This window comes from Paenibacillus sp. FSL W8-0919, assembly GCF_038003785.1.
Classification (GTDB): Bacteria; Bacillota; Bacilli; order Paenibacillales; family Paenibacillaceae; genus Paenibacillus_AQ; species Paenibacillus_AQ lactis.
Genome location: NZ_JBBOPV010000001.1, coordinates 3139050 through 3164973 on the forward strand (window position 1 = coordinate 3139050; position 25924 = coordinate 3164973).

Genomic DNA, 25924 nt, shown 5'->3' on the forward strand with positions numbered 1-25924 from the left:
AGGATAACCGCTCAGGGCGGTTCGTTTTTAAACGCGGTCTGTCTTCTTAGAGAACGTCGATCAACGTTTTATTTATAATCGTTATATTTTAATTAGGAGGAGTTGCTCTTGAGTACGATGCAAAGTCAGCGGCTGGAAGGTTTGAGCGAGAAGATCTTTTTGGACCGGTATGCGTGGAAGGATGCGGACACCAATAATGCGAAGGTCGGCGATGTGGTGCTCGTTCTGACGAAGGACGACCCGAAGTTCCCGACGAAGGAAGTCGGCGAAATCGTGGCTCGTGAAGGACGGAAGGTAACGGTTCGTACGCGCAAAGGCGAGCTGGTGGAGTCGGAGGTGGAGAAGCTGACGCTGACCATCGAGAAGACGCCGGAGGAAATGTGGGATCGGCTTGCGGCCGCGATGTCATCGGTTGAGGCAACACCGGAGCTGCAGGAGGAATGGCGGGAGAAGTTCCGTTACATTCTGGACGACTGGAAGCTTGTTCCGGGCGGCCGGATTGCAGCAGGCGCGGGAGCCAGCGACGAGCTGACGCTCTTCAACTGCTATGTCATCCCTTCTCCAAAAGACAGCCGTGGGGGCATTATGGAGACGTTGACCGAGATGACCGAAATTATGGCCCGCGGAGGCGGCGTAGGTATTAACCTGTCATCGCTGCGTCCTCGCCGCGCGATCGTCAAGGGCGTCAACGGTTCCTCCAGTGGCGCCGTATCCTGGGGCGGCCTGTTCAGCTACACGACAGGACTTATCGAGCAGGGCGGAAGCCGCCGCGGCGCGCTGATGCTCATGATCAACGACTGGCACCCGGATGTGCTGGATTTCATTACGGTGAAGCAGACGATGGGCCAGGTGACCAACGCGAACCTGTCGGTATGCGTCAGCAACGGCTTCATGAAGGCCGTGAAGGAGGATCTGGAGTGGGAGCTGGTATTCCCGGACACGACCGATCCGGATTACGACGAGGTGTGGGACGGCGATCTGGACAAATGGAAAAAGGCCGGACGAAAGGTCATTCCATACCGTACGGTAAGAGCGCGCGAAGTGTGGCATACGATTATCGAATCGGCCTGGAAATCGGCCGAGCCGGGCGTTGTCTTCATGGAATATTACAACCAAATGTCGAACAGCTGGTACTTCAACCCGATTATCTGTACGAACCCTTGCGGCGAGCAGGGGCTTCCGGGCTGGGGCGTGTGCAATCTGTCCGCGATGAACCTGTCGAAGTTCTACGATGAGGAGAAGCACGACGTCGCTTGGGACGAATTGGCGGTAACGACGCGTTACTCCGTTCGCTTCCTGGATAACGTCATCGACCGGACGCCTTACCATTTTGAGGAGAACGAGGCGAACCAGAAAAAAGAACGCCGCGTCGGCCTTGGAACGATGGGTCTCGCCGAGCTGATGATCAAGCTGAAAATTCGCTACGGCAGCCCGGAATCGTTGGAATTCCTCGATAAGCTGTACGGCTTCATCGCCCGCGAAGCGTATCTGGCATCCGCCGACATCGCGGCGGAGAAGGGCTCGTTCGAAGCGTTCGATGCTGAGCTGTACCTGCAGAGCGGATTCATGAAAAATATGGCGGAGGTTTATCCGGAAGTGGCTGAGGCTGTACGTGCCAAAGGCGCACGGAACGTTACGGTCATTACGCAAGCCCCTACAGGCAGTACCGGCACTATGGTCGGCACCTCGACGGGGATCGAGCCGTACTTCGCCTTCAAATATTTCCGTCAAAGCCGTCTTGGCTTCGACGAGCAGTTCGTTCCAATCGCTCAGGAGTGGCTGGACAGCCATCCGGGTGAAGAGCTTCCGGATTACTTCGTGACGGCGATGGATCTGTCCGCCGAGGATCATATCCGGGCGCAGGCAGCCATCCAGCGCTGGGTAGACAGCTCGATCTCGAAGACGGCCAACTGCCCGGCAGACTTCACGGTTGAGGATACGAAGCGCCTCTATGAGCTGGCCTTTGACCTTGGGTGCAAAGGGGTAACGATCTACCGCGACGGCAGCCGCGACATCCAAGTGCTGCAGACCGAGAAGAAAGAAGACAAAGCAGCGGAAGCTGTAACCGCGTCTTCCCAGGAAACGGCGCTTGAGCAAAGCGCGGCAGGTCAAGCAACAGAGGATGCCGCCAGCGTTCAACCTTCGGCAGCTGCCCCTGCGGCACCGGCTGGAAGCAAGAGCGGACTCGATAAGCAGTACAAGAAGCGTCCACAGGTGCTGCGCGGCGCAACGTACAAAATGAATACGCCGTTCGGTATGGCGTACATTACGATCAACGACCTGGACGGCATCCCGAGCGAAATCTTCCTGAACGTCGGCAAAGCCGGTTCGGACGTGTTCGCGATGGCCGAGGCGCTTGGACGCGTCTGCTCCCTGTTCCTGCGGTATGGTGACCATGGCAACAAGGTGGAGTTGCTGATCAAGCATCTGAAGGGCATCGGCGGCACCGGCGCGATCGGCTTCGGCGCGAACCGCGTGGAGTCCATCGCGGACGCCGTAGCGAAGGCGCTGGAGACGCATGTGGCAAGCGGAGCACCGGATCATGACCATGATCCTGCGCCGGTTGCGGCCACCATGGCTCCGGCCGAGCCTGCGGTTGCCAGCCACGGCGCACCAGCAGCCGACCATGGCCATGGCGGCGCTCACACCGGCGGCTCGATGTCCCTGGACCTGTGCCCGTCCTGCGGCGGCGCGTCCCTGATCAACATCGAGGGATGTAAGACTTGCGGGAACTGCGGGTATAGCAAGTGTTCGTAAGTGGGGATTGATGACAAAAATCGTTTTATATTTTAAAAAATGTAAAATTTAAAGTGTTATAGGCCCGTACCTTGGTGGTACGGGCTTTTTGAATGAGAATAATGCGCAGAAGGAAGCCGTGATCGAGGATAAAGCGAGTTGATTTCATTAGTCTCCCGTTATCCTGACGCTTTTTTGTTGGCAAATCTAGGAATATCCTTTATCATAAAAATAAAACTTTCGGGGGTTGAAATGGGCGGCGAATTAGTTAAGGCAGTTATAGAAAAGATACCTAGCTGGGTGTTTAGCGTTATCGGAATAGGTATCGTTGGTTTATTTTTTTATGTTTCATATTTATTGTCCAAGGGGGCTCGTAAGATATCCAGCGTGTTGGATAAGGAAAATAATATTAAAGAAATGCAGGAACAGATTAGAGAACTTGAGAATGAAAATGAATATTTGAAGGGCATATCCTCTCAATTCAGCACTGCAGTAGAGAACCTTACCACTCATATCAAAACATTTGATGCTATAAGAGTACTGTCCGACACACCAAGTGAAGCTAGATACAAATTATCAAATCTATTAGGGAGAATGACTGACTCTCTAGCAGCAGATGTTAAATTTACACCAGGAGAAAAGCATAGATGTGGATTTTGGCTTTATGATAATGAAAACAGAAAACTTGTGTTGTCACATGCGAGTTCGGGATTTCCTTCAAACTACATAAATTCTAGGTCGCTTGATGTTGATGTATCAATCGCAGGGAGAGCTTACAGGCTACGAAAAACTGTTTACGAACCTAATGTTGAAGACTCAATGGAATGGTCAAGAAATCCAGATTCATTAAGTCGTTATAAATCGATTGTAAGTATACCAGTTGTACCATTTGGGGTATTAACTATTGATGCAATGAATCCCATGATTAAGGATTCGATTGAAATTGGCGAAGCATATGCAGCTTTGTTCGTGATTGTTTCATCACAGCTGTTCATTTTTTCCGAAGATGATTTAACTGATGAAGACTTTTTTGACAGTGAATCATCATTTGATGAAGAGCTAGCATAGAGTTATAATATAAAGCAAAGGAGTGATAAGGATGATTCGAGATGAACAAGCTTTTCTAAAGAAGATCCTCGAGCTCTCTACAGAACGTGGTAAGATTGATGAAAGCTCTTATTCAAATGCACTGCGGAGGATGTTGCGACAGAAGCAAATACATGAAAAAGAGCTCGATAAAATTTACTCAAACGTCAATAAATTTCTGAGAGAAAATAAAAAGTTAGACGTACCGGACGATTCCGAAGTTGAAGATTCGCCTCGAGAGAACCATCAATATGCATGAACCTTTAAGAGCGCCAGCGGCGCTCTTTTGTATATGGAGGAATGATGTCTGTGCAATCATCACCATTTTATCACCCTCATAGCCAAAGAAGTTGCGACCACCTGATTGGGACAGGACAATTCCAGACTGCATACCCAAAGAAATCATCGAGATGGCGACAGGTTATGAAGAGCTGCAGAAATGGCGAATCAATGGGCTTTTGACTAAGAGTCCGGATGGTGTTGTGAACGTAACCGTATTGCCTCCCAATTCGATGGAAGGGCAAGTGAACTATGATGGGTATTCTTATTATTTTTGGGGCGGACACTGGAGATGCGTTGAAACGAGAAGAACGGGGATAATTTAGAACCCCTTATGGCACTAGGGAAGATATTAACACTGATACCCCCCTAACATTAATGAGATTACGCTCATCGACATTCTTGGTTCGGAGAACGGACGATGTCGTGGAGAAGGTGCAGCTGAAGATCGAGAAGAGCCTCATCTACCGCAACCTGAATATTTTTGATGACGGTGAGAGGAGGTCATAATCGGCCGATTCTGCCTAAGAGCATGGTTAGGATGAGTGGACTCAGCGGGAAGTTGCGAAAGCTAAGGATATCGCGCATGGGGGGGGAAAGTATTAGAAATTGGTTTACAGAACTTGCATTTGGAATATTGGATGTTGAAGAAGGTGAGTATTTACATTCTTTTTTGCATTATTTATGTGAACTAGCCGAAGTTGTGGAGATATTGTGGGAGAGCCGATGCAGCTCTATTGGGGTACAATGCTTCAAATTAATAAGTAGAGAAACATCTCGACTATCTATGTGGTAAAAATCCCCTCCTCCGTATCAATTAAACTGATCAATGCAAAGTGAAAGATATGTTATTATTACTGACATTATGATCGTACAAGTAGGTCTTGTTGAAACCTAATTTAGTGACAAAACTAATTACAACGGGCATTTATTATAGATTCAAATATATAACGTAAGGCTGAAACGGCTCTGGTGCCTTTTTTTAAGCATTTTCTCACGCAAGCTAACGAATACGATAGTTCAATAAAAACAGCGGCAGTCTAGGACTTTATTTTCTCGTCCATGGCTGCCGCTGTTTCAATTATTGGAATAAAACGCTTGCGCCGTTCGTAATGTATATATTAAACATATTCAATGAAATGTGGTGATTCGATTGAGCTCTACGGAAAGAATGCCTTTGTATCAGAGGGTTCAAGAGTATATACGCGACTTGATATCGTCGAATGTATTGAAGGTTGGAGACCGTATTCCTACGGAAAAAGACCTCATGGAGCGTTTCGGAGTCAGCAAGATTACGGTCGTTAATGCCCTGGCCGGCTTGGTTAACGAAAAAATCATAACCAGGGTGCCCGGGAAGGGGACTTTTGTAAGTGAGCCTGAACCTGAAATGTCGGCGACTTCTCCAATAAACTCCGTGAAGCCTGTCGATAAAGCTAGCGGAGAAATGGGGACGCGGCTAATAGGCCTGATTCTGCCCAGCATCTATGATTATTTTACGATTCGGCTTATACAAGGCATTCAGCAAGCACTCAACGAGAACGATTACCGCTGCGTGATCTATTTGTCGGAGGGCGATATTGATAAGGAAAAAGAAGCGATCAAGACATGCAGTAGCATCGGAGTGGAAGGCTTATTGATCTTCCCGGTTGATGAGGAATTATTCAACGAGGAAATCCTAAGCATGAAATTTGCGGGGTTTCCGTTTGTTCTCATTGACCGTTATCTTCCCGGGGTGGAAACGCACTATATAGCATCAGACGGCAGGCTCGGCGCTAACATGGCGGTCAATTATCTGTGGGAACTGGGGCACCGTGAAATCGCCATCTGCTCCGATTCGCCCATACAAACCGTTACCGTCCAAGAGCGGATCGATGGATATATGAATGCCTTCAAGGAAAAGGGAGCACTCATTAACCCAGCCCACATCGTAACCGGCTTTGAACTTGGAAGTCTGGAGCAAGCAGAAACCCATCCGCTGTACCGCTATATCAAAAACCGGATGGCAACGGCCTATATTACGCTAAATGGAAGTCTTGCCGTAAAAATCTACCAGATTGCGCGTCAGGTTGGATTGAAGGTGCCGGAGGACATTTCCATCATCAGCTTTGACGATCCGACCTCCATCATCGAAGGCTACAGCACGTTTACGCATGTTAAACAGTTTGAACGGGACATGGGCTACCGTGCGGCCTATACCCTGCTTGAGGTCATTAACGGCGATGACGGACATCAAGGAAAATATTTCAAAACCCTCGTGGAGCCGGAATTGGTGATTGGCGAGACGACGGGAACAAACGTCTTCTCCGCTTTGTGATATCAACCCCCGTCTCCTCTATATAAAAGGAACCTAATTACGAGTCCGACGCGCTTTCGATCGAATCTGACCATGGAAGCGACGGCTCCCCGGACTCTTCTACTAGGTCATCTGCAACTCCATCCCATGAAATCCTCCCATAAGAAGTCCTAGCTCCATAAAGAAATTCAGCAGAAGCCCTCCCAACCATGTCCAGTCTGTTTGACTTCGTACCACATTTTTGATCACACAATTTCATGTGGATATATTGAATATAATGTGCCTTCGCTTAAGGAATGCCTGAAAGGTGGAGAAGGAGACCCCCCCCATTTCTCAATAACCTAAAGAACAGGAGGTCACTCTAGGCCACCAGCAGCTTCTTTTTGATGTAACCCCCGATTATTAATCAACGAAACCACCCGTACTTTTATCGGCCAAAAAATACTTTTACCGGAATGAAGAAATTATGGAATGATTTCAACAGTATATTGAATATATTTAAACTAACGTTTAATGAAACCGCTTGCAGTAAGGAGGGGGCAGTCGATATATATAATCGAAAATCGAAGCCAATGACATTGGCTCTATTCCCAATCGATCGGGAATGGATTCGTAACCATCCGATCCGACGAAGGTAGAGGAGGTGTTCGGAGAGTGGTACCCAAAGGTGCTGTTATCCCTGGATTTGAGCAATTAAAAAAGAATAAGAAGCTCTCTAAAATCTGGCAATTCAGGCACATCTATTTATTTTTGCTTCCTGCGATTATCTGGTTTCTGGTGTTTGCCTATTATCCGATGTACGGCATCTTAATCGCATTCAAAGACTTCAAATTCAATCTGGGGATCTTGGGGAGTCCGTGGGCAGGCTTTAAATATTTCGAACAGTTTTTGAACGATTCCAGCTTTTACGATGTGCTCCGAAATACGTTATCCATTAGCGCCCTGAAACTTATTTTCGGATTTCCGGCGCCATTGATCCTGGCCTTAATGCTCAATGCCGTCATGCACAAAAGAATCAAAAGAGTGTTTCAGACGATTTCCTATCTGCCGCACTTCGTGTCGTGGGTCGTTGTCGTGACCTTGCTTCAAAAAATCCTGTCTCCGAACGTAGGGCTTATCAATGACATTCGATTCCAAATGGGTTTGGATCCGATCTTTTTTATGGGAAAGCCGGAATTATTCTATCCCTTGGTTATCATCTCCGACATCTGGAAGGGTGTAGGCTGGGGTTCGATCATTTATTTAGCCGCGTTAACGAATATCGATCCGCATTTGTATGAAGCAGCCGAAATCGACGGGGCTGGAAGGTGGAGCAAGCTATTTAAAATCACGCTGCCATGTCTTACTCCTACGATTGGCATACTGCTGATCTTCTCCCTCAGCGGAATCCTGAACGCCGGCTTTGACCAAATCTGGCTGATGCAGTCCCCGGCAACCTTAAGCGTCTCGGAGATCTTGGACACCTATGTCTTAAAAACCGGCCTCCAGCAGGGGCAACTCGCCTATTCCACGGCGATAGGATTATTCAAGTCCGCGATTTCGCTGCTGCTCATTGTGGCTGTCAACAATATATCCAGACGTGTGAGTAACGTATCGCTATGGTAATAGGCTGGCACTCAAGATAAGGAGGTGTGTGTATGGGTGCGAGGAGGCTGACGCCGGCAGATAAAATGTACATGACGCTCAACTATACGGTGCTGTTTTTATTCTGCGCTACGGCGCTATATCCATTTATCTATTTCCTGGCCCTATCTTTCAATGACGGCTACGATGCGATGAAGGGCGGAATCTATTTTTTTCCTAGAGTGTTTACATTAGAAAACTATGCGAAAGCGTTCAGCAACTCATTGATCTTGAATTCGTTCTTCATTTCCATTACCCGAACCGTTGTCGTAACGGTAGTCTCCGTATTTCTGACGGCCTTATTAGCCTACGCGCTTTCGCGGAAAGGGCTGCCCGGAAGAAAATATATCGTATTCTTCTTTTTCTTCACCACGTTGTTCAGCGGAGGTCTTATCCCGACGTTTATCCTGTTCCGGCAAATCCACATCCTGGATACGTTTTGGGTATTGGTGCTGCCGTCCTTATACAATTTCTTCAATGCGATTATTATGAAAACCTTCTTTGACGGGATCCCGGAGGGGCTCTCGGAATCGGCCCGAATCGACGGAGCAAGCGAGTTGTCCGTATTTGCAAGAATCATCCTGCCTCTCTCGATGCCGGTGCTTGCTACCATTGCCCTGTTTGTCGGGGTGGGCGTGTGGAATGACTGGTTTACCGGTCAGTTCTTCATACAGAATGAGAACCTGCAGCCTGCCGCCACGTTCCTGAACAAGATGATCAGCGAAGCGTCCTTCCAGTCGATGACGTCGTCGTCGGGAAATAGCGGATCTGCGATTCAGAACATGACCGAAACCCAGATGGAGCTGCGAGGCGTAACGCCGGAAGCCTTGAGGATGACGTTCGTCATCATTATTACGACCCCGATCATCTGTGTGTATCCATTTCTTCAGAAATATTTTGTCAAAGGCGTGTTGGTCGGTTCTCTTAAGGAGTAGTTGGTATAAAAGGCAAAGCCTCTTATATAAAACTTCCAATGGAAGGGGATTGTAGGATGAGAAAGAACAAGCGCAGGAGTGTTCTTGGCATGGCACTAATCGCTTTGCTGCTTTTCATGACAATGACGGCATGCACAGGAACGGGCGGAAAAGAGGAAGCAGGCACGAATGAACCGGGTCCAAAAGAGTCAGGGACTGAAGAAATAAAGCCGGTCACCTTGACTTTCCTCAGTGCTTGGAACGGTGGCGGAGCCGGTTTCCCGCAGGACCAGGAGAATAATCCCGTAGCCCAACAAATTAGGGAAAAAACCGGGGTCACGTTGAAACTGGAATCCATCACGACAAGCGAAGTAGAAAAGCTAAACACCATTTTTGCTTCCGGTACGGTTCCGGATATCGTTAACGCACCTTTCTGGTCTACTACTGGAGGAGAAGGACAAGTCATCAAGAAGGCGGCCACGGAAGGACAGCTTCTGGATTTAACCCCTTATCTCGATAAGTACCCGAATGTAAAAAGACTTGTGACGACCGGGATTGCGAAGGATTTTGCCGAGTTCGATCTCAACAGCCCCGAATTTGAGGGCAAGACATATCTCATTCCTACGGAGACCCCGGACGGAACCCCGGAGAGCATTCATAATTGGAACTACGGCCTATTCGCCAGGGGAGATATCCTGAAAGCCTTAAATGTAAAAGCGGAGGATATTGATACGCAGGAAGAGCTATATGAGCTATTGGTCAAGATCCGGGATGGCGGTTTCAAAGATATTGGCGGAAAGCCGGTTATCCCGGCCGGAACCATGTGGAATGGATGGGATTACGGCCAATTCCTAGCAGGGTGGACGGATTACACGATATCGGACTACCGTGAAGTGGACGGAAAACTGATCCACTGGACGCAATCCAAGGATCATGAAGCCAGACTGTTATACATGAGAAAATTAATAACGGAAGGTTTGTTCGATCTTGAAGCCTTCAACAATACGAGCACAACGGCGAATGAAAAGCTGACGACCGGCAAGCTTGCCGTATTCGGAGCCCAGCCGATGCTGGCGGATTTACAAAAAACGCTGTATAAGACGAATCCGGAAATGCAATATGAGCTGCTCGGACCGATGAAGAACAAGAGCGGAAACATTCGAACGCAAGTGGAAAAGCCGGGCCGTTCAGGATTCCCTGTCCTGTTTTTAAGCGCGGACATTAAAGATCCCGATGCGGCATTGCGGTACATTGATTATGTCAACAGCGAAGAGGGCCGATTGCTTGCGTATTTCGGGATCGAAGGAACGCACTACACGATGGAAAACGGGATCCCTCAATGGATTCCGGATGTGAAAAAGCAATTCGATGACAACCCGGATCTGAAGAGAGACGCAGGGCTCAATTATCTTCCGGGAAGATTTATCGGGGCCTTCTCCTCGGAAGTCACTTGGCCTACGCCTGAGGATCAAAAAACCGAGTGGCAAAAGCTGGAGGAGAGCTTCTCAGCAAGAATGCCGATCAAAATCATAGACAAGGTAAGCGCGAGCTACCTTGCAAGAGAGTGGCCTAAATATCAGGAATATATCGATAAAACCAGCAGTTTGAATTTTGATGAGGAATTTAAGAAGGCCTTTTTTGCGGCGTCCGATGAAGAGGCTCTAAATATGCTTCATAGTGTTCAGGAAAAATTCAGAGCGGCCGGCGTGGAGGAAATGGCGGAGTTCGTGGCTCAAAAAGCTGCGGAACGGGATGATGTAGGGTTCTAATGAAGGAAGATTGCGGGATGGTGTGGATGGTGCCGCTCCATCCCCAATCACTTTCTTAACCTTGTTTATATCGCCGCCTCCCTTTGAGTGTGTAAAATTCGGTGAAAAAATATAAACGGTTACGGAGGGAAGAAGCATGTTGAACGTTGCGATGCTAAGTAAGTGGCATGTGCATGCAGAGGATTATGCAAGAAAGCTGCAATCTCACGGTAACGTGAAGCTCGCGGCCGTCTGGGACGAACAGCCTGAACGCGGAAGGGAATGGGCTGCCCGATTGGGAGCGGATTTTGAAGCGGATTTGGATACGCTGCTGCGGCGGGAAGACATCGACGGCGTTGTGGTGGATGCCCCTACAAGCATGCACGCCGACGTCATGGTCGCTGCCGCGGAGGCCGGCAAGCATATTTTTACCGAGAAAGCGATGGCTCTTACTGTTGAAGAATGCAATCGGATTTCTGCCGCGGTACACAAAGCAGGCGTCAAGTTCTGCATTTCTTTTCCCGCCCGTACAAGGCCGCACCAATTGTTTGCGAAGCAGCTGATCGATGACCATGTATTAGGGGACGTGACGCTTTTGCGCATTCGAAACGGCCACGACGGTGCTCTGAATAATTGGCTACCCGACTACTGGTATGATGAGAAGCAAACCGGGGGCGGAGCCATGATGGATTTGGGATGTCATCCGATGTACTTAGCCAGTTGGATGTTGGGTCAGCCCAAAAGAATCACATCCATGTTCCATTACTTCACCCATCGGGCAGTAGAGGATAACGCGCAGTGCTCCATTGAGTTCGTCAACAACGCGGTCGCATTGGTCGAAACGAGCCTTGTGACGTACAGGACCCCTTCGGCCCTTGAGATTTACGGTACGGAGGGCACCTTGATGATCTCGGATGATTCCGTTCGAATCATCTCGAAGAAGCTCGAGCTACCTTTTTCGGGATGGATCTCACCGACTCAGCTCCCTAAAGAGCAGCCGCTTCCGATCATCCAATGGGCGGATGCGTTGCTTGATGACAAGCCGATGCCCTTCGGACTGGAGGACGGGACGAAATTGACGGAGCTGCTGGAAGCGGCATATATCGCACATAAGGAAAACCGAACGGTGGAGTTCAAATAACGCGGGGAGGGGATTCCATGAGAACCGTAAAAGTCGGGATTATCGGCTGCGGAATGATTGCAGGCGGGAAGCATATGCCGTGCTTGTCCAAGTTAGATAACGTACAGATGGTGGCCTTCTGCGACTTGAAGCCGGAACGAGCCGAGGAAGCCGCCAAAAAATACGGCACGCCGGACGCAAAGGTGTTTACAGATTACAAGGATCTACTGGCGATGGAGGAAATTGAGGTTGTTCATGTGCTAACACCGAACAGCTCGCACGCGGCAATTTCCATTGATGCGCTTGAAAGCGGCAAGCATGTCATGTGCGAAAAACCGATGGCCGTCACAGGTGCCGAGGCCAAAGCGATGTACGAAGCCCACTTGCGAACAGGCAAGAAGCTCACCGTCGGATACCAGAACCGTTCCAACGCCAAGAGCCAGCTGCTAAAGAAGATGATCGCCGACGGGGAGCTTGGGGATATCTATTTTGCCAAAGCGGTCGCTACCCGAAGACGAGGCGTGCCTACCTGGGGCGTGTTTCTGGATAAAGAGAAGCAGGGGGGCGGTCCGATGATCGATATTGGAACCCACTCCCTGGATCTGATCCTGTGGCTGATGGATAACTATGAGCCGGAGAGCGTCGTCGGTAGTACCTTCCATAAGCTGAAGTTTACCGAAAATGCCGCGAACGAATGGGGATCCTGGGATCCGAGCGAATTCGAGGTCGAAGATTCGGCGTTCGGGTATGTGAAATTTAAAAATGGAGCAACGGTCATCATTGAAACCAGCTGGGCCCTCAACATTGCGGAGAGCAGCGGCAACCTGCTGTGCGGAACAAAGGGCGGGGCGGATTTTGCCAAAAATGAACTGCGGATCAACGGCGAGCGGGACGGAAGCTTGTTCCTCAATAAAATCGAGGTGAATCCGAATGCAAGAGAGCTGTTCAGGGGAGAAGAATTAACGGATTTCGAATATGAAGCCAAACAATGGATTCACAGTATCGTGAACGATACCGAGCCCTTGGTTAAGCCGAGGGAAGCGATGATTGTTTCGCAAATATTAGAAGCGGTATATATATCGGCGGAAACAGGAAAAACCGTTTATTTTGATTAGGGAAGGGTTGTGAAACGCTGACCTGTCATAGCGGGTCGCCAAGCGCCGATTATTTTTCGTTTTATTAAGAATGTATTCGATCAAATACCGATCTTTATACGTATCCTTGTCTTCGTGGATGCCTCTGCATTTCGTCGAACGCATTCAAGACTGTCGATAGACAAGGAAATCGTCCATTGGAACCCGCGCCTTGCGCGGGTTATTTTAATGACTAAAGAACGTCTTATCGGCGTTAATATCCATGGATGATCCGGGCCTTTCCCGCACATCATCGTGCATCCTTACAAGCGTGTAAGGGATATGTCACCTAAATCAATGGTACCAACCTGGCGGCTCCTCTAAAATACTCCCTGGATAGGATTATTATTAAGGGGGAGTTGGCGTGAGGTTTTTTGAAATACTGCTATTCTTTTCGAGTGCGTGTTTGTTGGCATTCCAGTTCGTAGTCAATCCACGTATCCGAAGATCAGCTTTGCTCCTGACAAGCGGAGCAGGCTCCATTTTTATAGTGATCCATTTGCTTGTCGAAGGATACAGGGTTCAGCTATTGTTTTTATACGGATTTACGCTCCTGATGCTTATTCTTTCACTGATCGACGCTTTCAAAGCACCGGCAGTCGTTCAGACTGCTTCGAGAATCCGCGGGATGCTGGGCCGCCTTTTTATTGGGATGGGGTTAATCGCGACAGCGTGCTTTCAGTATGTGTTTCCCGTATTCAGCTTTCCGGAGCCAACCGGCGAGTTTAAGGTAGGCACGCAAGCTTTTCATTTCATCGATTCAAGCCGGGAGGAGACATTCGGTACAACCGCGACAGGGAAGAGGGAATTGATGGTTCAGGTATGGTATCCGGCTCAAGCCGGCACCGGGCAGTACGCTCCTTTTATCCCTGATACCCGGATTCTAAGTTACATGGCGGCGAACTACGGCCTTCCCGGGTTTACTTTTCAACACTTGAAGTACGTATCCAGTCATGCTTATTCCGAGGCCGAAGTCTCTTCAGCACAGACTACATACCCGCTGATCCTTGCGAATCCCGGCTTTGGCTCCTCCAGGTTCCTCCATACGTCGCAAGCCGAAAATCTCGCGAGTCACGGATATATCGTCGCCGTGATCGACCATACCTTCAATACATTTGCAACAGAGTTTCCGGACGGTCGAATTACGACCAGCACAACCAACGACTTATTTTCGCCCGACCACGATTACCGAACCGAAAGCGGAAATCGCGACAAATTGGGAAAAGTTTTAACAGATGATGTGGCCTTTGTGCTGGACCAGTTCGAGCTTATCCAATCGGGGCAGATTCCAAGTCGTTTTAAAGGGAAAATGGATCTCAAGCATGTCGGGGTGTTTGGTCATTCCATCGGCGGAGCGACGGCCTATGACGCTGCTTTCGATCCGCGAATCACGGCTGGAATAGACTTGGACGGAGGCCTTTACCGACTGCGTGACAGAGAGGGGCTGAAAAAGCCGTTTTTATTCATCCACTCGGAAACCGAATATGAACGATTAAAAATGGTGAGGGATGACCGGGTTTACACGGATGCAGAGCTTGACCGTATGGGCTCAACAAGAGAGTGGATGGATCAAGTAACGGAAGATAAAAAGCTGGAGCTTAAACGGATGCGCGAAACGGTCGGCGAAGGGGGACAAGTCCTCTATATTGAAAATACGGAGCATTTGAATTTTACCGATGTCCAGTTCATTTCTCCTATTTTCAAATTGCTGGGCATTACGGGAAAAACTGCACCTGAAAGAGCGAGCACCGTTATTAATGCCTATATGCTGGATTTCTTTGACATGTATCTGAAAAATCAAGGCGGAAACTTAATGAAAGGACCGGATAGCCGCTTTCCCGAGATGAAGTTCGCAACCTCGCTATTATAAATGATGGAACAAGCAGCCGATTTCGGCATGCTCCCTTATTAAGTAAACAAAGACTATCGTCACATTTAAGCATCCAGTCGCCGGTATCTAACCGGTGGCTGGCTTTTTCGTTTAGCTTGAATGCGAATCAAGTTATAGATGTGACTGCGTCTTTTTTGCTCGGGACTGTTTAGTTAGTGGGCTTATTCCGAACACATGCAGACTTTCCCACATGCATCTTGCGTAATCTGCAAAACGCCCCAAAAGGGAGCGTTATTTTTTTGGTGCTTTTTAATTAATGTCCCGCTGTTTCATGCAGGAATTTATACCTATTTTGTCGAAATCAATCGAGGTTGTTAGAAAAATATTCCTATTTGGACAGTGAAGAGAGGTCATGGAAGTGAAAAGAACGTTGTATGTTCTCGTTTTGTTCAGCTTGCTGGTGGGACTCGGATTGGCGGGGACAAACCAGGGCAGCGTCTCTGCCGAAGGGGCCGAGCTCCAGATCAAAGACATTGCGGGAAAGAATACCTATCTGATGAGTGACGGCTCCATGTGGTCCCTGATTGACGGGCGCCATAGCATTCGTACGCCAGGTAGTGTCACAGCCATTAGCGGTTATGAGTACGGGGGCATCGGGATGACGCAGGATGGCCGCTTAGTGGAATGGGGCATCGGCAAGGGACCCCAGGTCGTTCCGGGTACAAGCGGCGTGAAGCAGATTTCGGGTTCCTACTGGCTGAAGTCGGATGGTACCGTATGGAGCGGCAATGTAAAAGTAAACAATCTCAGCGGCATTCGGCTGATTGCCAATGCGGATCAGGAGCTGGCTGCATTGTCCTCAAGCGGAGAGCTGCTGCTCGAGGATAACTACAAGAACGATCAATTTAAAAAGCTCGGAATCGTGGAAAGCCCGGCTTCCGTTAAATCCATGACCGTACACAGCGGACGCGTTGCCCTGCTGCATGATAACGGTGACGTGGTTGTATATGAGACGTCCAACTTCGACGATAACGGGCGGATCATCCCGGTTACCGTGGCTCAACAGGCAGCTCATATCGTTTATGTATCGAATGAACCGACGGATCTTCTGATCGTGACACTCCAGGACGGAACCGTGTGGACCACCGGAACGTATAAAGACCGCTGGAAGCTCAAGGAGCAAATCTCGGAGCTTAGCGGGATCGTAAGGACATCCATTTACGGGAATGCGAAGGATTTGTCGGAAGGCTTCTATGCGCAGCGAAGTGACGGTAGCTGGGTACACCATAAGGATGGGCAGAACAAGAATGTGGATGTACCGGTGGTTAAAAGTTTATCCGTTGCGATATCCAATGCGACCCCTTATGTAGGAGAGTCGCTGGAAGTGAGCATCCAGGAGAACTACACCAACGGGGCCAAGATCAAGGTGCCGGTTAAAGATGCAAGCATCGAGATCGAGAAGCCGTATTTGTTGAGCGTGCAGAAGAACGGCACGTTGAAATCTGCCGGAGTCGGCAAGACGCAGATTACGGTAACATCGGGCGGCCAGTCCAAATCGGTAACGGTGTCGTCCAGCCTGCGTAACAATTTGAAATACGCGAAACAGGTCAATGGCAATGTCATGGTTCCGGCGAGATCCGTAATCCAAGCATTGGGCGGAACCTATTCGGCCAAAAGCGGAGGCGTGGAGGCGAAGTTCGGACAGACCGTGCTCTCGTTCAAAGCAGGCAGCAGCCAGGCCAAGCTGAATGAAAGCTCCATCCGTCTCAAAGCTGCGCCCATGAACGACAAGGGCGAGCTGCTCATCCCGGCCTCGGTATTATCCGACGCGCTGGGGGCTAAAACTACCTGGGATGCCAAGTGGAAGCAAGCGCATATCTCCCTTGGCAAGGATGCGACCCTGACCGTGGTTTCCAGCGAAACGGCTGGATTGATCAAAAAAGCGATGCAAGGCAATTTGGTTAAATTCATCGGCCGGACGTATTGGGTGAACGAATTCGAGGACCTGGAACGCTTCTCGAAATTGACGGTAACCGACATTTTGCCTGACGACAAGGGTGAATTCAACGTCATCTTCAAGACGGCATCAGGGAAAACGGTAAAAAGCTACCCAATGCGCTCTTCGGAAGTGACGCAGCTGTTCGCAGACCGTTCCTCCTTATTAACTTACGACCCTTATAAAAAATACAAATGGTCCGCGTCCATCTGGAAGCAGATTAAGGCCGGACAGGTTTCCCTCGGCATGACGAAGGAGCAGGTACAGCTGTCATGGGGGAACCCGGCTGCCAAAGATATAACCTCCGGCGGCGGAAAAACGATTGAAACCTGGGGATACTCCAATTTCAATATCGTCTCTTTCGTGAATGGGAAAGCTATTTTGATCATCATGTAAGCTAAATAAGATGAGCTGAAGAGAGAGCGAGTCAGGAAGAGTGGAAAATGTTTCTGAAGAAACGGTAGTGGTCGTCTTGTGAGTGGATTTCTACTGATTATGAATGAATACAATCAAAAGAAATCCGGGAACAACAGCGATCGTAAGGACATTTCATACGGCTGCCCTATCGCATCCAAACAATAGTTCAACTTATATAGACAAGCAGAGGCTTCGAAGCACGGAAGGCCTGCAGCCCGGTCATGGAAATGATGGGCTGGGGGTCTTTTTTTGTGTAGGGTTATGTGCAAGTTCGTTAAACCTTTATGAAATAACTAATTTCTCGAAATCTATTTTTAAACCATATTTGTAAAGAAAGTCGACACCCAATATTGCATTGAAGCCATATGGTTCTTTGGTAAGTCCTAGTTGGATAGTAAAATATTTAAGCACAATGTTATCAATAGAGAGATCTGAAATAATTTGCTGATAACATAATTCACTTGAACCACCTACTCCATACATCCGTACCGATTTTCCGTTGATAAAGTCTATATCTATCCCAATTGGTTCAACAACATCAGTATCAAAAATAGTTGTGGAGCATCCGGTATCCAAGAGTACATTATTCAGAAGAGTTGATTTATTATTGTAAGATAAAGGGAGAGAAACAATAGGCAAACCATTTACAAGATGGATTTTCATCGAAGACCTCTAATCCCGGTAAAGGGTTGCTCGATGACTTCAATACATTCATTTCCGGTGTAAAAAACATAGAGTTCTCTAGTTGGTTCTAACATATGAAGTTTCTTATATGAAGCCCATGCACGCTTAGGGTCGTCATAATCAGAAACAACTGACATTTCTTCAATTGTTCTTATATGGTTATTTGAATGAGTGGCAAGAGCTTCAACTAGAATCCAACGATTAGGGTAGATTTCACGGATATGGCTCCATTTCATACATGAACACCTCCGAAAATACTTATATTCATTGTACAACCCCATCTTGAAACATTCAATGATAGTGAGTTCGAAGGAGAACGAACCAGCGTATAACATCGTTTTCCTGCTGCGTCGCGTCCGCTCCTTGATCTGCCAGAGGATTTTCGATGAGGATAATCAGGGCAGACAACCCTGCGAGGCTAAGTGGCGGAGCCACCCTGTCGCTACGCTCCTTTAAGCCTCTCGGGTTCAGGAACACATAAACGTTATACGAAAGTCTCTAAATACATTCAAAATAGGGGGAACTCATGGATATCATAATGAATCTTCAACCCCATGGTTGGTTAGATATATCGATAACTTCCAGTGAAGGTGAAATAATCGAAATTCCAGTTTCATTTTTGACCGATTCAATTCATGAATTAGCCGATAAGTCCTCCCTTCTGGATAAGGATTTCAATGAAGTCATAATTACAATGCAGACAGAACCAGGTGAATTCAGGTTCAAAATAACGAGAATCACAAATTCGTTATGTAATTTTCAGGCATATGAAATGAGTGATAACTTTAGTTGCGAATTAAATGAAGAAGGCAAACTATTAATAACAGAACAATTACAAACAATTAGGCCACTTAGAATAATACATAGAGAACTAACCAAAATGAAGGATCTAGGATTTAAGGAACTCCAAGAAAGATGGAATTCAGAATTTCCTCTAAATGCATATGAAAAACTTAGAAATACGATAGATAATTTAAAGCAATTTTGAAAGTAATTCAGAGAAGAGAGACCTTCGTCTAACACCATATTCACGCTTCGGGCCATTCGGCCCTTGGTCCGGCAGGAGTTAGAAGTGAATTCGGAGAGGCATTTCAGTAGCAAGGAAGCATATTCAGCCGGACACACCCGCACCATCTAACCGCATCGAGGCCGTCCCGTTGGGACTTAAGGTGGTTGGCGTCGCGAATACAAGAACGTTAGGTGAAATCCCAGTAATACTATGATAGAGTGAATTCGATGGAGTTAATAGAAATCAAGAAAAACTTATTTACTACGCCTTAGGAATACTAACTGGCTCATTATTATTTCTGCGGATGCAAAACCGCGGTGGTTATTTGCGGAGCTCCATTTATTTCTTGACTGAGCCGGGGGAAGTATAACTTCTTGGATTGATGTTTCCCCTTAGTAGGGTGAAAACTAAAAGAAAGACCCGTGTAAGGAAGTCTCTCTCTATAGTCGCACTTCTTGTACAACTCAATTGATACTTGCTGCATTCTTAGTACGTGCGGATATGGGTGTTTTTCGGCTTCTTAATTATTTTCGTATCGATGATGAAAGCAACAATACCTCCAATTGTATATGCGATCATATCCATAGGGTCGAATATAGAACCAATTATTAGCTGTGCAATTTTATTGTGTTGAAGACCTAGAATTGAAGCAAAGTGAAAATACTGCAGCACTTCTGTGATAAAAGCCAATACAAGAGTAAAGATTACAACATAAATCGAATTAAAATCTTTCAGAGTCATAATAAAATAATATATAAAAACTACAATAATAACATCCCCAACCAATCCTCTTATGAACGGCATTTCACTAAAGAGCAAAACTATAAGTATACAGAAAATAATACACATTAAGGAAAGGCTAAAGTAAACTAGTCTTCTACTCATAAGTACACCTCTGTTTCTTGTATGAGAAATGACATCAGAGAAAAAATTTTTATAGTTATTTTATAAGGTGAAGTATATCCTATTAACTCAGTAGTGCCAATCGTCGGTTCATACATAAAGAAGGCTTCGGATTAACGAGATCTCAATGGCAGGGCCGGCCAGTTTAAATAAATTAGCAATGCCAGAAATTCGATGTGGTCTGACAAATTACAATAGGGAAGAGTAAAAAAAATAATCTATTGAGATCACTGTGTGCAGATTATAGATAAAGAGAAGGGATGTAGCTCGAATAAGACAGGGACATCACCTAACAACATATTCACGCTTCGGGCATTTGCCCTCGGTCCGTCAGAGGTTAGATGGGATTCTAGGAGGCATTTCAGCAGCAGGGAAGCGGAATCTACTGTACATATCCACACCACCTAACCGCATCGCGGCCGCCTTTCGGGCTTAAGGTGGTGGGACGTCGTGAACACGGGAACGTTATACGACGTTCTACTAATATATAAAAGAAGGAGATATTGAATGCGCATAATTAAAATAGATAAAGACATTGATTGGCTTCCAAAACCTAACCAGATCACAACGATTATATCTGACGTTATGCCTGATAGGCATTTAATAACCTGTTCATTCGTTCTAGCATTTTCAAATGAAGAAATTATTCTAACTGATTTGCATGCTAGAGGCTGGGATATACCAGGTGGACACATTGAACGAGAAGAATCTGCAGAAGAAGCAGTAATAAGAGAACTATACGAAGAGACAGGAGCAAAGATACATGACCTGAGGCTATTGGGGTTTGTGGAAATTGAAATGTTCGGAGAGAAACCAGACAATTACAAATACCCTTTTCCTAAGAACTATATGGTATTCTTCTGGTCTAATATCATTCATTTAGATGATATTCAACCGAATGATGAGATTCGCGGACGAGGACTAATAAAACCTGAACAGGTATTATATGTTCCTTGGATAATGGATAATTACGAGTTATAAAGAGGCGCTTAAAAGGGCGAAATTTCAGAAGTCATAGCAAGTATTTCGAGGAAGCGTAGATCGTCGCATAACATCGTATCTACATACGGGCCAAGGGCCATTGGTTCGCAAGTTGAATAAGGCAGAGGAGTGGAATCAGCTCACAACCCTACGAGGCTAAGTCCGTCGGACCCGGTCTCTGACGCTCCCTTAAGCCTCTCGGGTTCGTAGATACAGGAACGTTATGTGAAATCATCTGTAGAACATGTAAAACCAGGAGGAACAATGCCACCATATTTCTCAGTGCACTATTCATTTCCTTATGATTACTTCTCCAGTAATTTTACGAAGAATGTTTATGAAACTATATTTGAGTTCTTCCCTTTTAAATCGGGTTATTGGGAATCTAAGAATAACAGCCTTGAAGAAATCATATCGTGGAACTCTAAGTTACTGTCTAAAAAATTTAAGTTGGGGCTCAATCAGCACGTAAAAAATGATTACAAACAAATGTTGTTGCACTCTGATCAATATAGTCATTTGAGATTATTTTGGATTTATCACTCAAACGAAATTACATTACACCTGATATTACCTGAAGACGAGGTTGAGTTAAATGATAATACTTGGAGATTTGATGGGTCACAACTTGCCCCTTTATTACAACTTTCGATAAGACTTTGGAATAAACATAGAGTCAATACTGTACAAACATATAGAGAACTGGGTGCCCCGGTTAATTTGAGAAGGATTTTAAAGGGAGAGCTAGCATCAACAGATCCATTTTCAATAATAGGCTCTGAGCCTTTTGAAAAGCTGGAAAGACTAGAGAGTAAATACAAAACAATAATGATAGATAAAGGTGCTCTAATAATTGAACAAGATTATGCAAGTTTATTCAATGAAGACACCGGCTAAGTCTGACGACCCGCCCTACGGGCTTAAGCCGGTGAGGGTTCGTGAACACACGAACGTTATCAGAAACCCCCGAAATCTTATAAAACATAACAAAGGAAGATGAGAAATATGGATAAAGGGAGAATTATATTTTTGAATGGCGTAACAAGTTCAGGTAAAACTTCAATAGTAGAAGCTATGCAAACTTACTCTGAACCATTTTTTTATGTTGTTGCCAATGATTTTTTTGAAAATACGATTGGTGATAAACATCTGCGGAAAGATTACTGGAAGTACTTAAGTGAAGTAATAATAATGATGTATTACACAGCAAGATTATTTTCGGATAGTGGAAAGAATGTTTTAATCGATGGGATACTTGTTGAAAGACCTGAGTTAAATCCACATTACGATAAGGTCAAAGATATTTTTAATGGGTATCCTTTAGATATAGTTGAGGTGTATTGTCCTTTAGATCTTTGTCGTAAGAGAAGTATAGAACGTGGTGACAGAAGAGAAGATCAATCAGATGAGCAAAATAAAATAATGTCAAAGAACATTCGCTATAGCTGTTCAGTCGATACGAGTTTGAATACGCCAGAAGAATGTGCAGAAATTATTATCAAATCATTATTCAAAAATAATAAATAGTCGTAAATAGTATGTTAGCGACTCAAATAAGCAGGGGCATGGATAACAACGTGTTCCAGCTTCGCGGCTTACGCCGCTCGGTTTGCCCGAGGGAATTCAAGGAAGCATAATCAGGCAGACACATCGATTCTAAGTTAAGAGCTATCTAAGGGGAATCGACGTCAGGAACACAAGAACGTTAAGCGAAATTACTGCAGACAACATTACAGACCCTATAGATAAAAATAATCAACAAAACCTATAAAAGCGTTATAAAATGAGTTATACTGAGGTAAGAATAAGTAAGGAGCCGTGCGCGAACACGACTCCTAAGCACAATAACCGCATAAAGAGCAGTCGGCCGCTAAGTGGTGGTCGAAATAGACCGTTACCTTAGGGAGGGCGGTCTATTTCTTTTTCATGTAGGTAAGAAGCGCCAAAATGAACATGCCAAACATGAGCATTAAGGTGAGAGCATCTTTAACCTCCACGGGCATCACCTCCCTTCCGGGAGACTAGCCGACCGTCCTTCAAGCCGCATATTGTACCAGAAAATTATAACATATAAGACATGATGAAATACCATAAAAATACTATAAATAACTAGAATACATAGGAAACAATATAAATCTGTAAAACTTATATGAGAATGTAAATACAAAGAAGGCAGTAACACCACTTAACAATGCATCTATGCTGCGGGGCATTTCCCCCTTGGTTGTCAGAAGCAAGCTCATAGACGTTAACTCAGACAACACACGACCCGACCTAAGATAAGAGCTATCTAAGGCCGGGTCGCGTCATAGATCCGGAAACGTTATCTGCAATTCCTCAAAACCTATAAAAGGAACTATAAGATATGAACAATCATAATGATGAGAAATATGCATTAGAAGAAGCAGCAGTTAGCATATATATGAACCTATATAATCTAAACCACAAAGATAAGTTGGAAATAGCAGAAAGACGTGAGTGTCCGGATTTTGTACTAAAAAACGAGAAAGGCGATTTCATGGGTCTTGAAGTAGCTCACTTATTTTATAATTCCGAAGAAGCAAAAATGATACTAGGCAGATCTACAAACGAAATACATGGATTAGAAAACTCCAAAGATTATATAGAAACACTAAATGGACTACTAAAACAAAAAGAAAAGAAGATACTTAAGTACGAAACTATATATCCAATAACACTATTAATTAGAAATGCCTCCCCTATATTTGGAATGAGTTGCTTTCTAAGAGAAAAAAACTTGATATATAAGCCAAGTAAATATACGAATGTATGGTTTGTCTCGAAGGATGGAAACTACAACGATTGGTTAATGAAAGACTTACTTACTGTTTAGTCGAAGAAGTGAGGAACAGCAGATAACATCACATTCACGCTGCGGGCTCTGACGGCCCCTTGGTCTGCAGAAGATAAGGCGAGGAAGTTGTGGCTGCAGACAACCCTGCGAGGCCTAAGTCTTCGACCCGGCGCTACGCGCCTTAAGTCTCTCGGGTTCGTAAATGTAGAAACGTTAGTTGAAATTCGACAATCCGATAAATAGAGATTTTGGAGTTGATCAATTATGGAAAGATTGAGTGGAAAAGAAGTGAATAGTGTGGTCGCTTATATTGGAGTCAGCGGTGGCTACTTAGGAAACTTTTCATACGCCTCTCACGCTGAATTCTATCCTGCATATTGTGGCTTAGATATTGATCCTAGTGAATTTAGTGGAACAACAAGAGAAAAATTTATAGCAATATTATCTCAAGCAGATCCATTAGTTCAGTCAAAAATTATACAAGGAGTAATCGACAAATATCCTTTAGAACATTTTGAGGATCGGTTTACTGATGGGCATTTAACTGAAGGAGAATTCAAACAAAAACAAAGAATTCATGCAAGCATGTTATCATGGATACCTGATTTAAAGGGCAAAGGATTACTTGCCGTACAAGATTTAACGTATAACTACCAATTTGTACAAGAGACATTAGATCACTGTCAGACATTGATTGCGGAACATGATTCTAGAAGTGCTGTCGATCGGGCGCATACTGCCTTATATGGATATTTAAAAGAAACTTGTAATAATGCAGGGCTTACGATTACTGAAAACAATCCAAAAATACAAGACTATTGGAGTAAATTGAAACAAGAACATCCGAGTATTCTGATAGATAATGCAGAAAGCCATCTTCCTATCAATCAAATTATCAATGCAATTGGGAAGCTTTTAGAAAATTTAAATGAGATAAGGAACAATAGATCATACTCTCACCCTAATGAACAAATCATAGGAGAGCCTGAAGCTAAACTTGTAATAAATTTATTCAGAAGTATTTTGCAATATATAGATTCTAAAGTATGAATTTTGAGTGTGATATCAAGAAGTGTCGAACATCAACTAACATAATATTCAAGCAGCAGCTCCTTCGGAGCCTTGGTCTGTGGATGGATTTCGAAGAGGGATTTCAGCAGACAACCCCTTTGGGGTTCATGAATACAGGAACGTTAGATGAAATTACGATGCAAGTTCTTATCAAAATAATACGAGGTGCATAATGCCAAGACAAATTACATTGGGTGATGGAAGAACAGTAGAAGTTGAATGTGTAAGCTGCGCATTGACAAGTGGCTTGATTACTCCACCTGGTGGAGTGATTTTTGAATCAAGCAACTTTCATGTCCATCAGGATGTTGCTTACCCAATCAAAGGGTTAGTTATATTGGCTTCAAAGAGGCATTTTGGAGTTGTCAAAAAAAGTGCAGTTTGAAAACACCCTCATACAGAAATCCCGTTACTAAGCTGCTTGCGACAGCATTCTTTCGCGATAAATTGCTGGGGGCCATCCCCCTGGATTAGAGGTGTAGATCCGCTGTCTGTTGTAGTAGACCATGATGTATTTGAAGATGATCGATTTAACATAGGCCATCGGATAGCGCTCCGTGTTGATCTTGTACAGCTTTTCTTTCTTTAGCGTAGCAAAAAAGCTTTCCATCCTTGCGTTGTCATAGCAACGCCCTGTGCCGCTCATGCTCTGAATGGCATCTCGCTTAGCTAGACGCTCTCGGAATGCCTTGCTCGTGAATTGGCTGCCTCGATCGCTATGAAAAATCATTCCGCGAGCATTTCTTGCTTTACAGGCGTTCTCAAAGGCCTGGATGCAGAGGTGCTTGCACATGTTGACGTCCATGGCGAGGCCCACGATCTCTCCGTTGAAACAATCCAGTACCGCGGACAGATATAGCTTGCCGTCTGAACAAGGGACTTCGGTGATATCCGATAGCCACTTTTGGTTGGGTGCTGAGGATCTGAAGTCTCTCTGGATCAGGTTCTCGCTCTTTTGAGCTGTGGCATCCTCGCGTGTAATGCCGTTTGGATGACGCTTGGCTTTCTTCAGCAGGCCATGCTTCTTCATGATTCGGTAGACGGTGCTGTAGCTGGTCGTGATCTCTCTTTGTGACAGCGCTAGCAGAATACGTTGGACACCGTAATTTCGGTTATCTTCATGCTCTCCAATGATGTCTTTGATTTTGACCAGAAGAAGTTGCTGCCGCTCCTGTTTGGGTGAGGGCTTCAAGCTACGGTAGTAGCCCGATTCGCTGACAGCAAGTACCTCGCACATCTCCTTGACGGTCCATCGATCCCGTCGTTCACGGATGTACGTATAGAG

At 45.8% G+C, this 25924-nt stretch carries 22 protein-coding genes and 2 pseudogenes; 19 read left to right on the forward strand and 5 right to left on the reverse strand.

Annotation, left to right across the window (positions count from 1 at the left end):
- Nucleotides 1–117 precede the first annotated feature (117 nt).
- From NST44_RS13955 to NST44_RS14005, 12 genes and pseudogenes are all read left to right on the forward strand, one after another.
- Entirely contained in the window at nucleotides 118–2757 is a 2640-nt protein-coding gene (locus NST44_RS13955) for an adenosylcobalamin-dependent ribonucleoside-diphosphate reductase (protein WP_445670727.1), read from the forward strand.
- Nucleotides 2758–2895: 138 nt separating this feature from the next.
- Nucleotides 2896–3804, forward strand: a complete 909-nt coding sequence (locus NST44_RS13960) for a hypothetical protein (RefSeq protein WP_340899945.1) — start codon at nucleotides 2896–2898, stop codon at nucleotides 3802–3804.
- Between the two features lie 31 nt (nucleotides 3805–3835).
- A complete protein-coding gene (locus NST44_RS13965) occupies nucleotides 3836–4081 on the forward strand; it encodes a hypothetical protein (RefSeq protein WP_340899947.1) in 246 nt (81 codons plus the stop codon).
- A gap of 397 nt (nucleotides 4082–4478) precedes the next feature.
- A pseudogene (locus tag NST44_RS31055) lies at nucleotides 4479–4686 on the forward strand (RNA polymerase subunit sigma-70); the annotation flags it as partial.
- Between the two features lie 586 nt (nucleotides 4687–5272).
- Nucleotides 5273–6415 carry a LacI family DNA-binding transcriptional regulator gene (locus NST44_RS13970; protein WP_210094814.1) on the forward strand — a complete coding sequence of 381 codons (1143 nt, stop codon included), beginning with the start codon at nucleotides 5273–5275 and terminating at the stop codon, nucleotides 6413–6415.
- Nucleotides 6416–7048: 633 nt separating this feature from the next.
- Entirely contained in the window at nucleotides 7049–7999 is a 951-nt protein-coding gene (locus tag NST44_RS13975; protein WP_034273928.1) for an ABC transporter permease, read from the forward strand.
- A gap of 32 nt (nucleotides 8000–8031) precedes the next feature.
- The gene (locus tag NST44_RS13980; protein WP_007127767.1) at nucleotides 8032–8952 is read left to right on the forward strand and encodes a carbohydrate ABC transporter permease; all 921 of its coding nucleotides are present in this window, start codon (nucleotides 8032–8034) and stop codon (nucleotides 8950–8952) included.
- Nucleotides 8953–9008: 56 nt separating this feature from the next.
- Nucleotides 9009–10700 (forward strand): extracellular solute-binding protein, encoded by a 1692-nt coding sequence (locus NST44_RS13985; RefSeq protein WP_340899949.1) that lies wholly within the window; start codon nucleotides 9009–9011, stop codon nucleotides 10698–10700.
- A gap of 136 nt (nucleotides 10701–10836) precedes the next feature.
- Nucleotides 10837–11820 (forward strand): Gfo/Idh/MocA family protein, encoded by a 984-nt coding sequence (locus NST44_RS13990; RefSeq protein ID WP_340899951.1) that lies wholly within the window; start codon nucleotides 10837–10839, stop codon nucleotides 11818–11820.
- Nucleotides 11821–11837: 17 nt separating this feature from the next.
- The gene (locus NST44_RS13995) at nucleotides 11838–12914 is read left to right on the forward strand and encodes a Gfo/Idh/MocA family protein (protein WP_340899952.1); all 1077 of its coding nucleotides are present in this window, start codon (nucleotides 11838–11840) and stop codon (nucleotides 12912–12914) included.
- Between the two features lie 382 nt (nucleotides 12915–13296).
- Nucleotides 13297–14802: an alpha/beta hydrolase family protein gene (locus tag NST44_RS14000; protein WP_210094791.1), complete on the forward strand. Its 1506-nt coding sequence runs from the start codon at nucleotides 13297–13299 to the stop codon at nucleotides 14800–14802.
- 373 nt (nucleotides 14803–15175) lie between these two features.
- The gene (locus NST44_RS14005; protein ID WP_340899953.1) at nucleotides 15176–17155 is read left to right on the forward strand and encodes a stalk domain-containing protein; all 1980 of its coding nucleotides are present in this window, start codon (nucleotides 15176–15178) and stop codon (nucleotides 17153–17155) included.
- Nucleotides 17156–17458: 303 nt separating this feature from the next.
- Here the strand turns inward: NST44_RS14005 and NST44_RS14010 are convergent, their stop codons facing one another.
- Both NST44_RS14010 and NST44_RS14015 read right to left on the reverse strand, forming a co-directional pair.
- Nucleotides 17459–17839 (reverse strand): aspartyl protease family protein, encoded by a 381-nt coding sequence (locus NST44_RS14010; RefSeq protein ID WP_340899954.1) that lies wholly within the window; start codon nucleotides 17837–17839, stop codon nucleotides 17459–17461.
- Nucleotides 17836–18096, reverse strand: coding sequence for a hypothetical protein (locus NST44_RS14015; protein ID WP_340899956.1), 261 nt, complete (start codon nucleotides 18094–18096; stop codon nucleotides 17836–17838). Before NST44_RS14015 ends, NST44_RS14010 begins: the two co-directional genes overlap by 4 nt.
- A gap of 290 nt (nucleotides 18097–18386) precedes the next feature.
- On the opposite strand from NST44_RS14015, the gene NST44_RS14020 reads away from it, so the two are divergent.
- The gene (locus tag NST44_RS14020) at nucleotides 18387–18848 is read left to right on the forward strand and encodes a hypothetical protein (protein ID WP_007127778.1); all 462 of its coding nucleotides are present in this window, start codon (nucleotides 18387–18389) and stop codon (nucleotides 18846–18848) included.
- Between the two features lie 507 nt (nucleotides 18849–19355).
- On the opposite strand, the gene NST44_RS31060 is transcribed toward NST44_RS14020, so the two are convergent.
- Nucleotides 19356–19754, reverse strand: a complete 399-nt coding sequence (locus NST44_RS31060) for a ribosomal maturation YjgA family protein (protein WP_007127779.1) — start codon at nucleotides 19752–19754, stop codon at nucleotides 19356–19358.
- A gap of 525 nt (nucleotides 19755–20279) precedes the next feature.
- Here NST44_RS31060 and NST44_RS14025 point away from each other — a divergent pair.
- The 3 genes from NST44_RS14025 to NST44_RS14035 all read left to right on the forward strand — a co-directional run bounded on the left by NST44_RS14025 (nucleotide 20280) and on the right by NST44_RS14035 (nucleotide 22280).
- Nucleotides 20280–20753, forward strand: coding sequence for an NUDIX domain-containing protein (locus NST44_RS14025; protein ID WP_007127780.1), 474 nt, complete (start codon nucleotides 20280–20282; stop codon nucleotides 20751–20753).
- 225 nt (nucleotides 20754–20978) lie between these two features.
- Nucleotides 20979–21650 (forward strand): hypothetical protein, encoded by a 672-nt coding sequence (locus NST44_RS14030; protein ID WP_244152623.1) that lies wholly within the window; start codon nucleotides 20979–20981, stop codon nucleotides 21648–21650.
- A 108-nt stretch (nucleotides 21651–21758) separates the two neighbouring features.
- Nucleotides 21759–22280: a phosphotransferase-like protein gene (locus NST44_RS14035; protein WP_007127782.1), complete on the forward strand. Its 522-nt coding sequence runs from the start codon at nucleotides 21759–21761 to the stop codon at nucleotides 22278–22280.
- 386 nt (nucleotides 22281–22666) lie between these two features.
- On the opposite strand, the gene NST44_RS14040 is transcribed toward NST44_RS14035, so the two are convergent.
- Entirely contained in the window at nucleotides 22667–22756 is a 90-nt protein-coding gene (locus NST44_RS14040) for a putative holin-like toxin (RefSeq protein ID WP_260067501.1), read from the reverse strand.
- A gap of 362 nt (nucleotides 22757–23118) precedes the next feature.
- Here NST44_RS14040 and NST44_RS14045 point away from each other — a divergent pair, with 362 nt between their 5' ends.
- The 3 genes and pseudogenes from NST44_RS14045 to NST44_RS14055 all read left to right on the forward strand — a co-directional run.
- The gene (locus NST44_RS14045; protein ID WP_007127783.1) at nucleotides 23119–23607 is read left to right on the forward strand and encodes a hypothetical protein; all 489 of its coding nucleotides are present in this window, start codon (nucleotides 23119–23121) and stop codon (nucleotides 23605–23607) included.
- A gap of 225 nt (nucleotides 23608–23832) precedes the next feature.
- Entirely contained in the window at nucleotides 23833–24618 is a 786-nt protein-coding gene (locus NST44_RS14050) for an abortive infection family protein (RefSeq protein WP_007127784.1), read from the forward strand.
- Between the two features lie 193 nt (nucleotides 24619–24811).
- A pseudogene (locus NST44_RS14055) lies at nucleotides 24812–24997 on the forward strand (HIT family protein); the annotation flags it as partial.
- Nucleotides 24998–25051: 54 nt separating this feature from the next.
- Here NST44_RS14055 and NST44_RS14060 read toward each other — a convergent pair.
- Nucleotides 25052–25912, reverse strand: a complete 861-nt coding sequence (locus NST44_RS14060; RefSeq protein WP_138919336.1) for an IS3 family transposase — start codon at nucleotides 25910–25912, stop codon at nucleotides 25052–25054.
- Between the last annotated feature and the right edge of the window lie 12 nt (nucleotides 25913–25924).

Coding starts and splice junctions, on each gene's coding strand:
- NST44_RS14045 (WP_007127783.1), top strand. CDS start 23,119: ATGAACAATCATAATGATGAGAAATATGCATTAGAAGAAGCAGCAGTT.
- NST44_RS14020 (WP_007127778.1), top strand. CDS start 18,387: ATGGATATCATAATGAATCTTCAACCCCATGGTTGGTTAGATATATCG.
- NST44_RS13980 (WP_007127767.1), top strand. CDS start 8,032: ATGGGTGCGAGGAGGCTGACGCCGGCAGATAAAATGTACATGACGCTC.
- NST44_RS13970 (WP_210094814.1), top strand. CDS start 5,273: ATGCCTTTGTATCAGAGGGTTCAAGAGTATATACGCGACTTGATATCG.
- NST44_RS14040 (WP_260067501.1), bottom strand. CDS start 22,756: ATGCCCGTGGAGGTTAAAGATGCTCTCACCTTAATGCTCATGTTTGGC.
- NST44_RS14035 (WP_007127782.1), top strand. CDS start 21,759: ATGGATAAAGGGAGAATTATATTTTTGAATGGCGTAACAAGTTCAGGT.
- NST44_RS13955 (WP_445670727.1), top strand. CDS start 118: ATGCAAAGTCAGCGGCTGGAAGGTTTGAGCGAGAAGATCTTTTTGGAC.
- NST44_RS14050 (WP_007127784.1), top strand. CDS start 23,833: ATGGAAAGATTGAGTGGAAAAGAAGTGAATAGTGTGGTCGCTTATATT.
- NST44_RS14025 (WP_007127780.1), top strand. CDS start 20,280: ATGCGCATAATTAAAATAGATAAAGACATTGATTGGCTTCCAAAACCT.
- NST44_RS31060 (WP_007127779.1), bottom strand. CDS start 19,754: ATGAGTAGAAGACTAGTTTACTTTAGCCTTTCCTTAATGTGTATTATT.
- NST44_RS13990 (WP_340899951.1), top strand. CDS start 10,837: ATGTTGAACGTTGCGATGCTAAGTAAGTGGCATGTGCATGCAGAGGAT.
- NST44_RS14010 (WP_340899954.1), bottom strand. CDS start 17,839: ATGAAAATCCATCTTGTAAATGGTTTGCCTATTGTTTCTCTCCCTTTA.
- NST44_RS13995 (WP_340899952.1), top strand. CDS start 11,838: ATGAGAACCGTAAAAGTCGGGATTATCGGCTGCGGAATGATTGCAGGC.
- NST44_RS14015 (WP_340899956.1), bottom strand. CDS start 18,096: ATGAAATGGAGCCATATCCGTGAAATCTACCCTAATCGTTGGATTCTA.
- NST44_RS13985 (WP_340899949.1), top strand. CDS start 9,009: ATGAGAAAGAACAAGCGCAGGAGTGTTCTTGGCATGGCACTAATCGCT.
- NST44_RS13965 (WP_340899947.1), top strand. CDS start 3,836: ATGATTCGAGATGAACAAGCTTTTCTAAAGAAGATCCTCGAGCTCTCT.
- NST44_RS14005 (WP_340899953.1), top strand. CDS start 15,176: ATGGAAGTGAAAAGAACGTTGTATGTTCTCGTTTTGTTCAGCTTGCTG.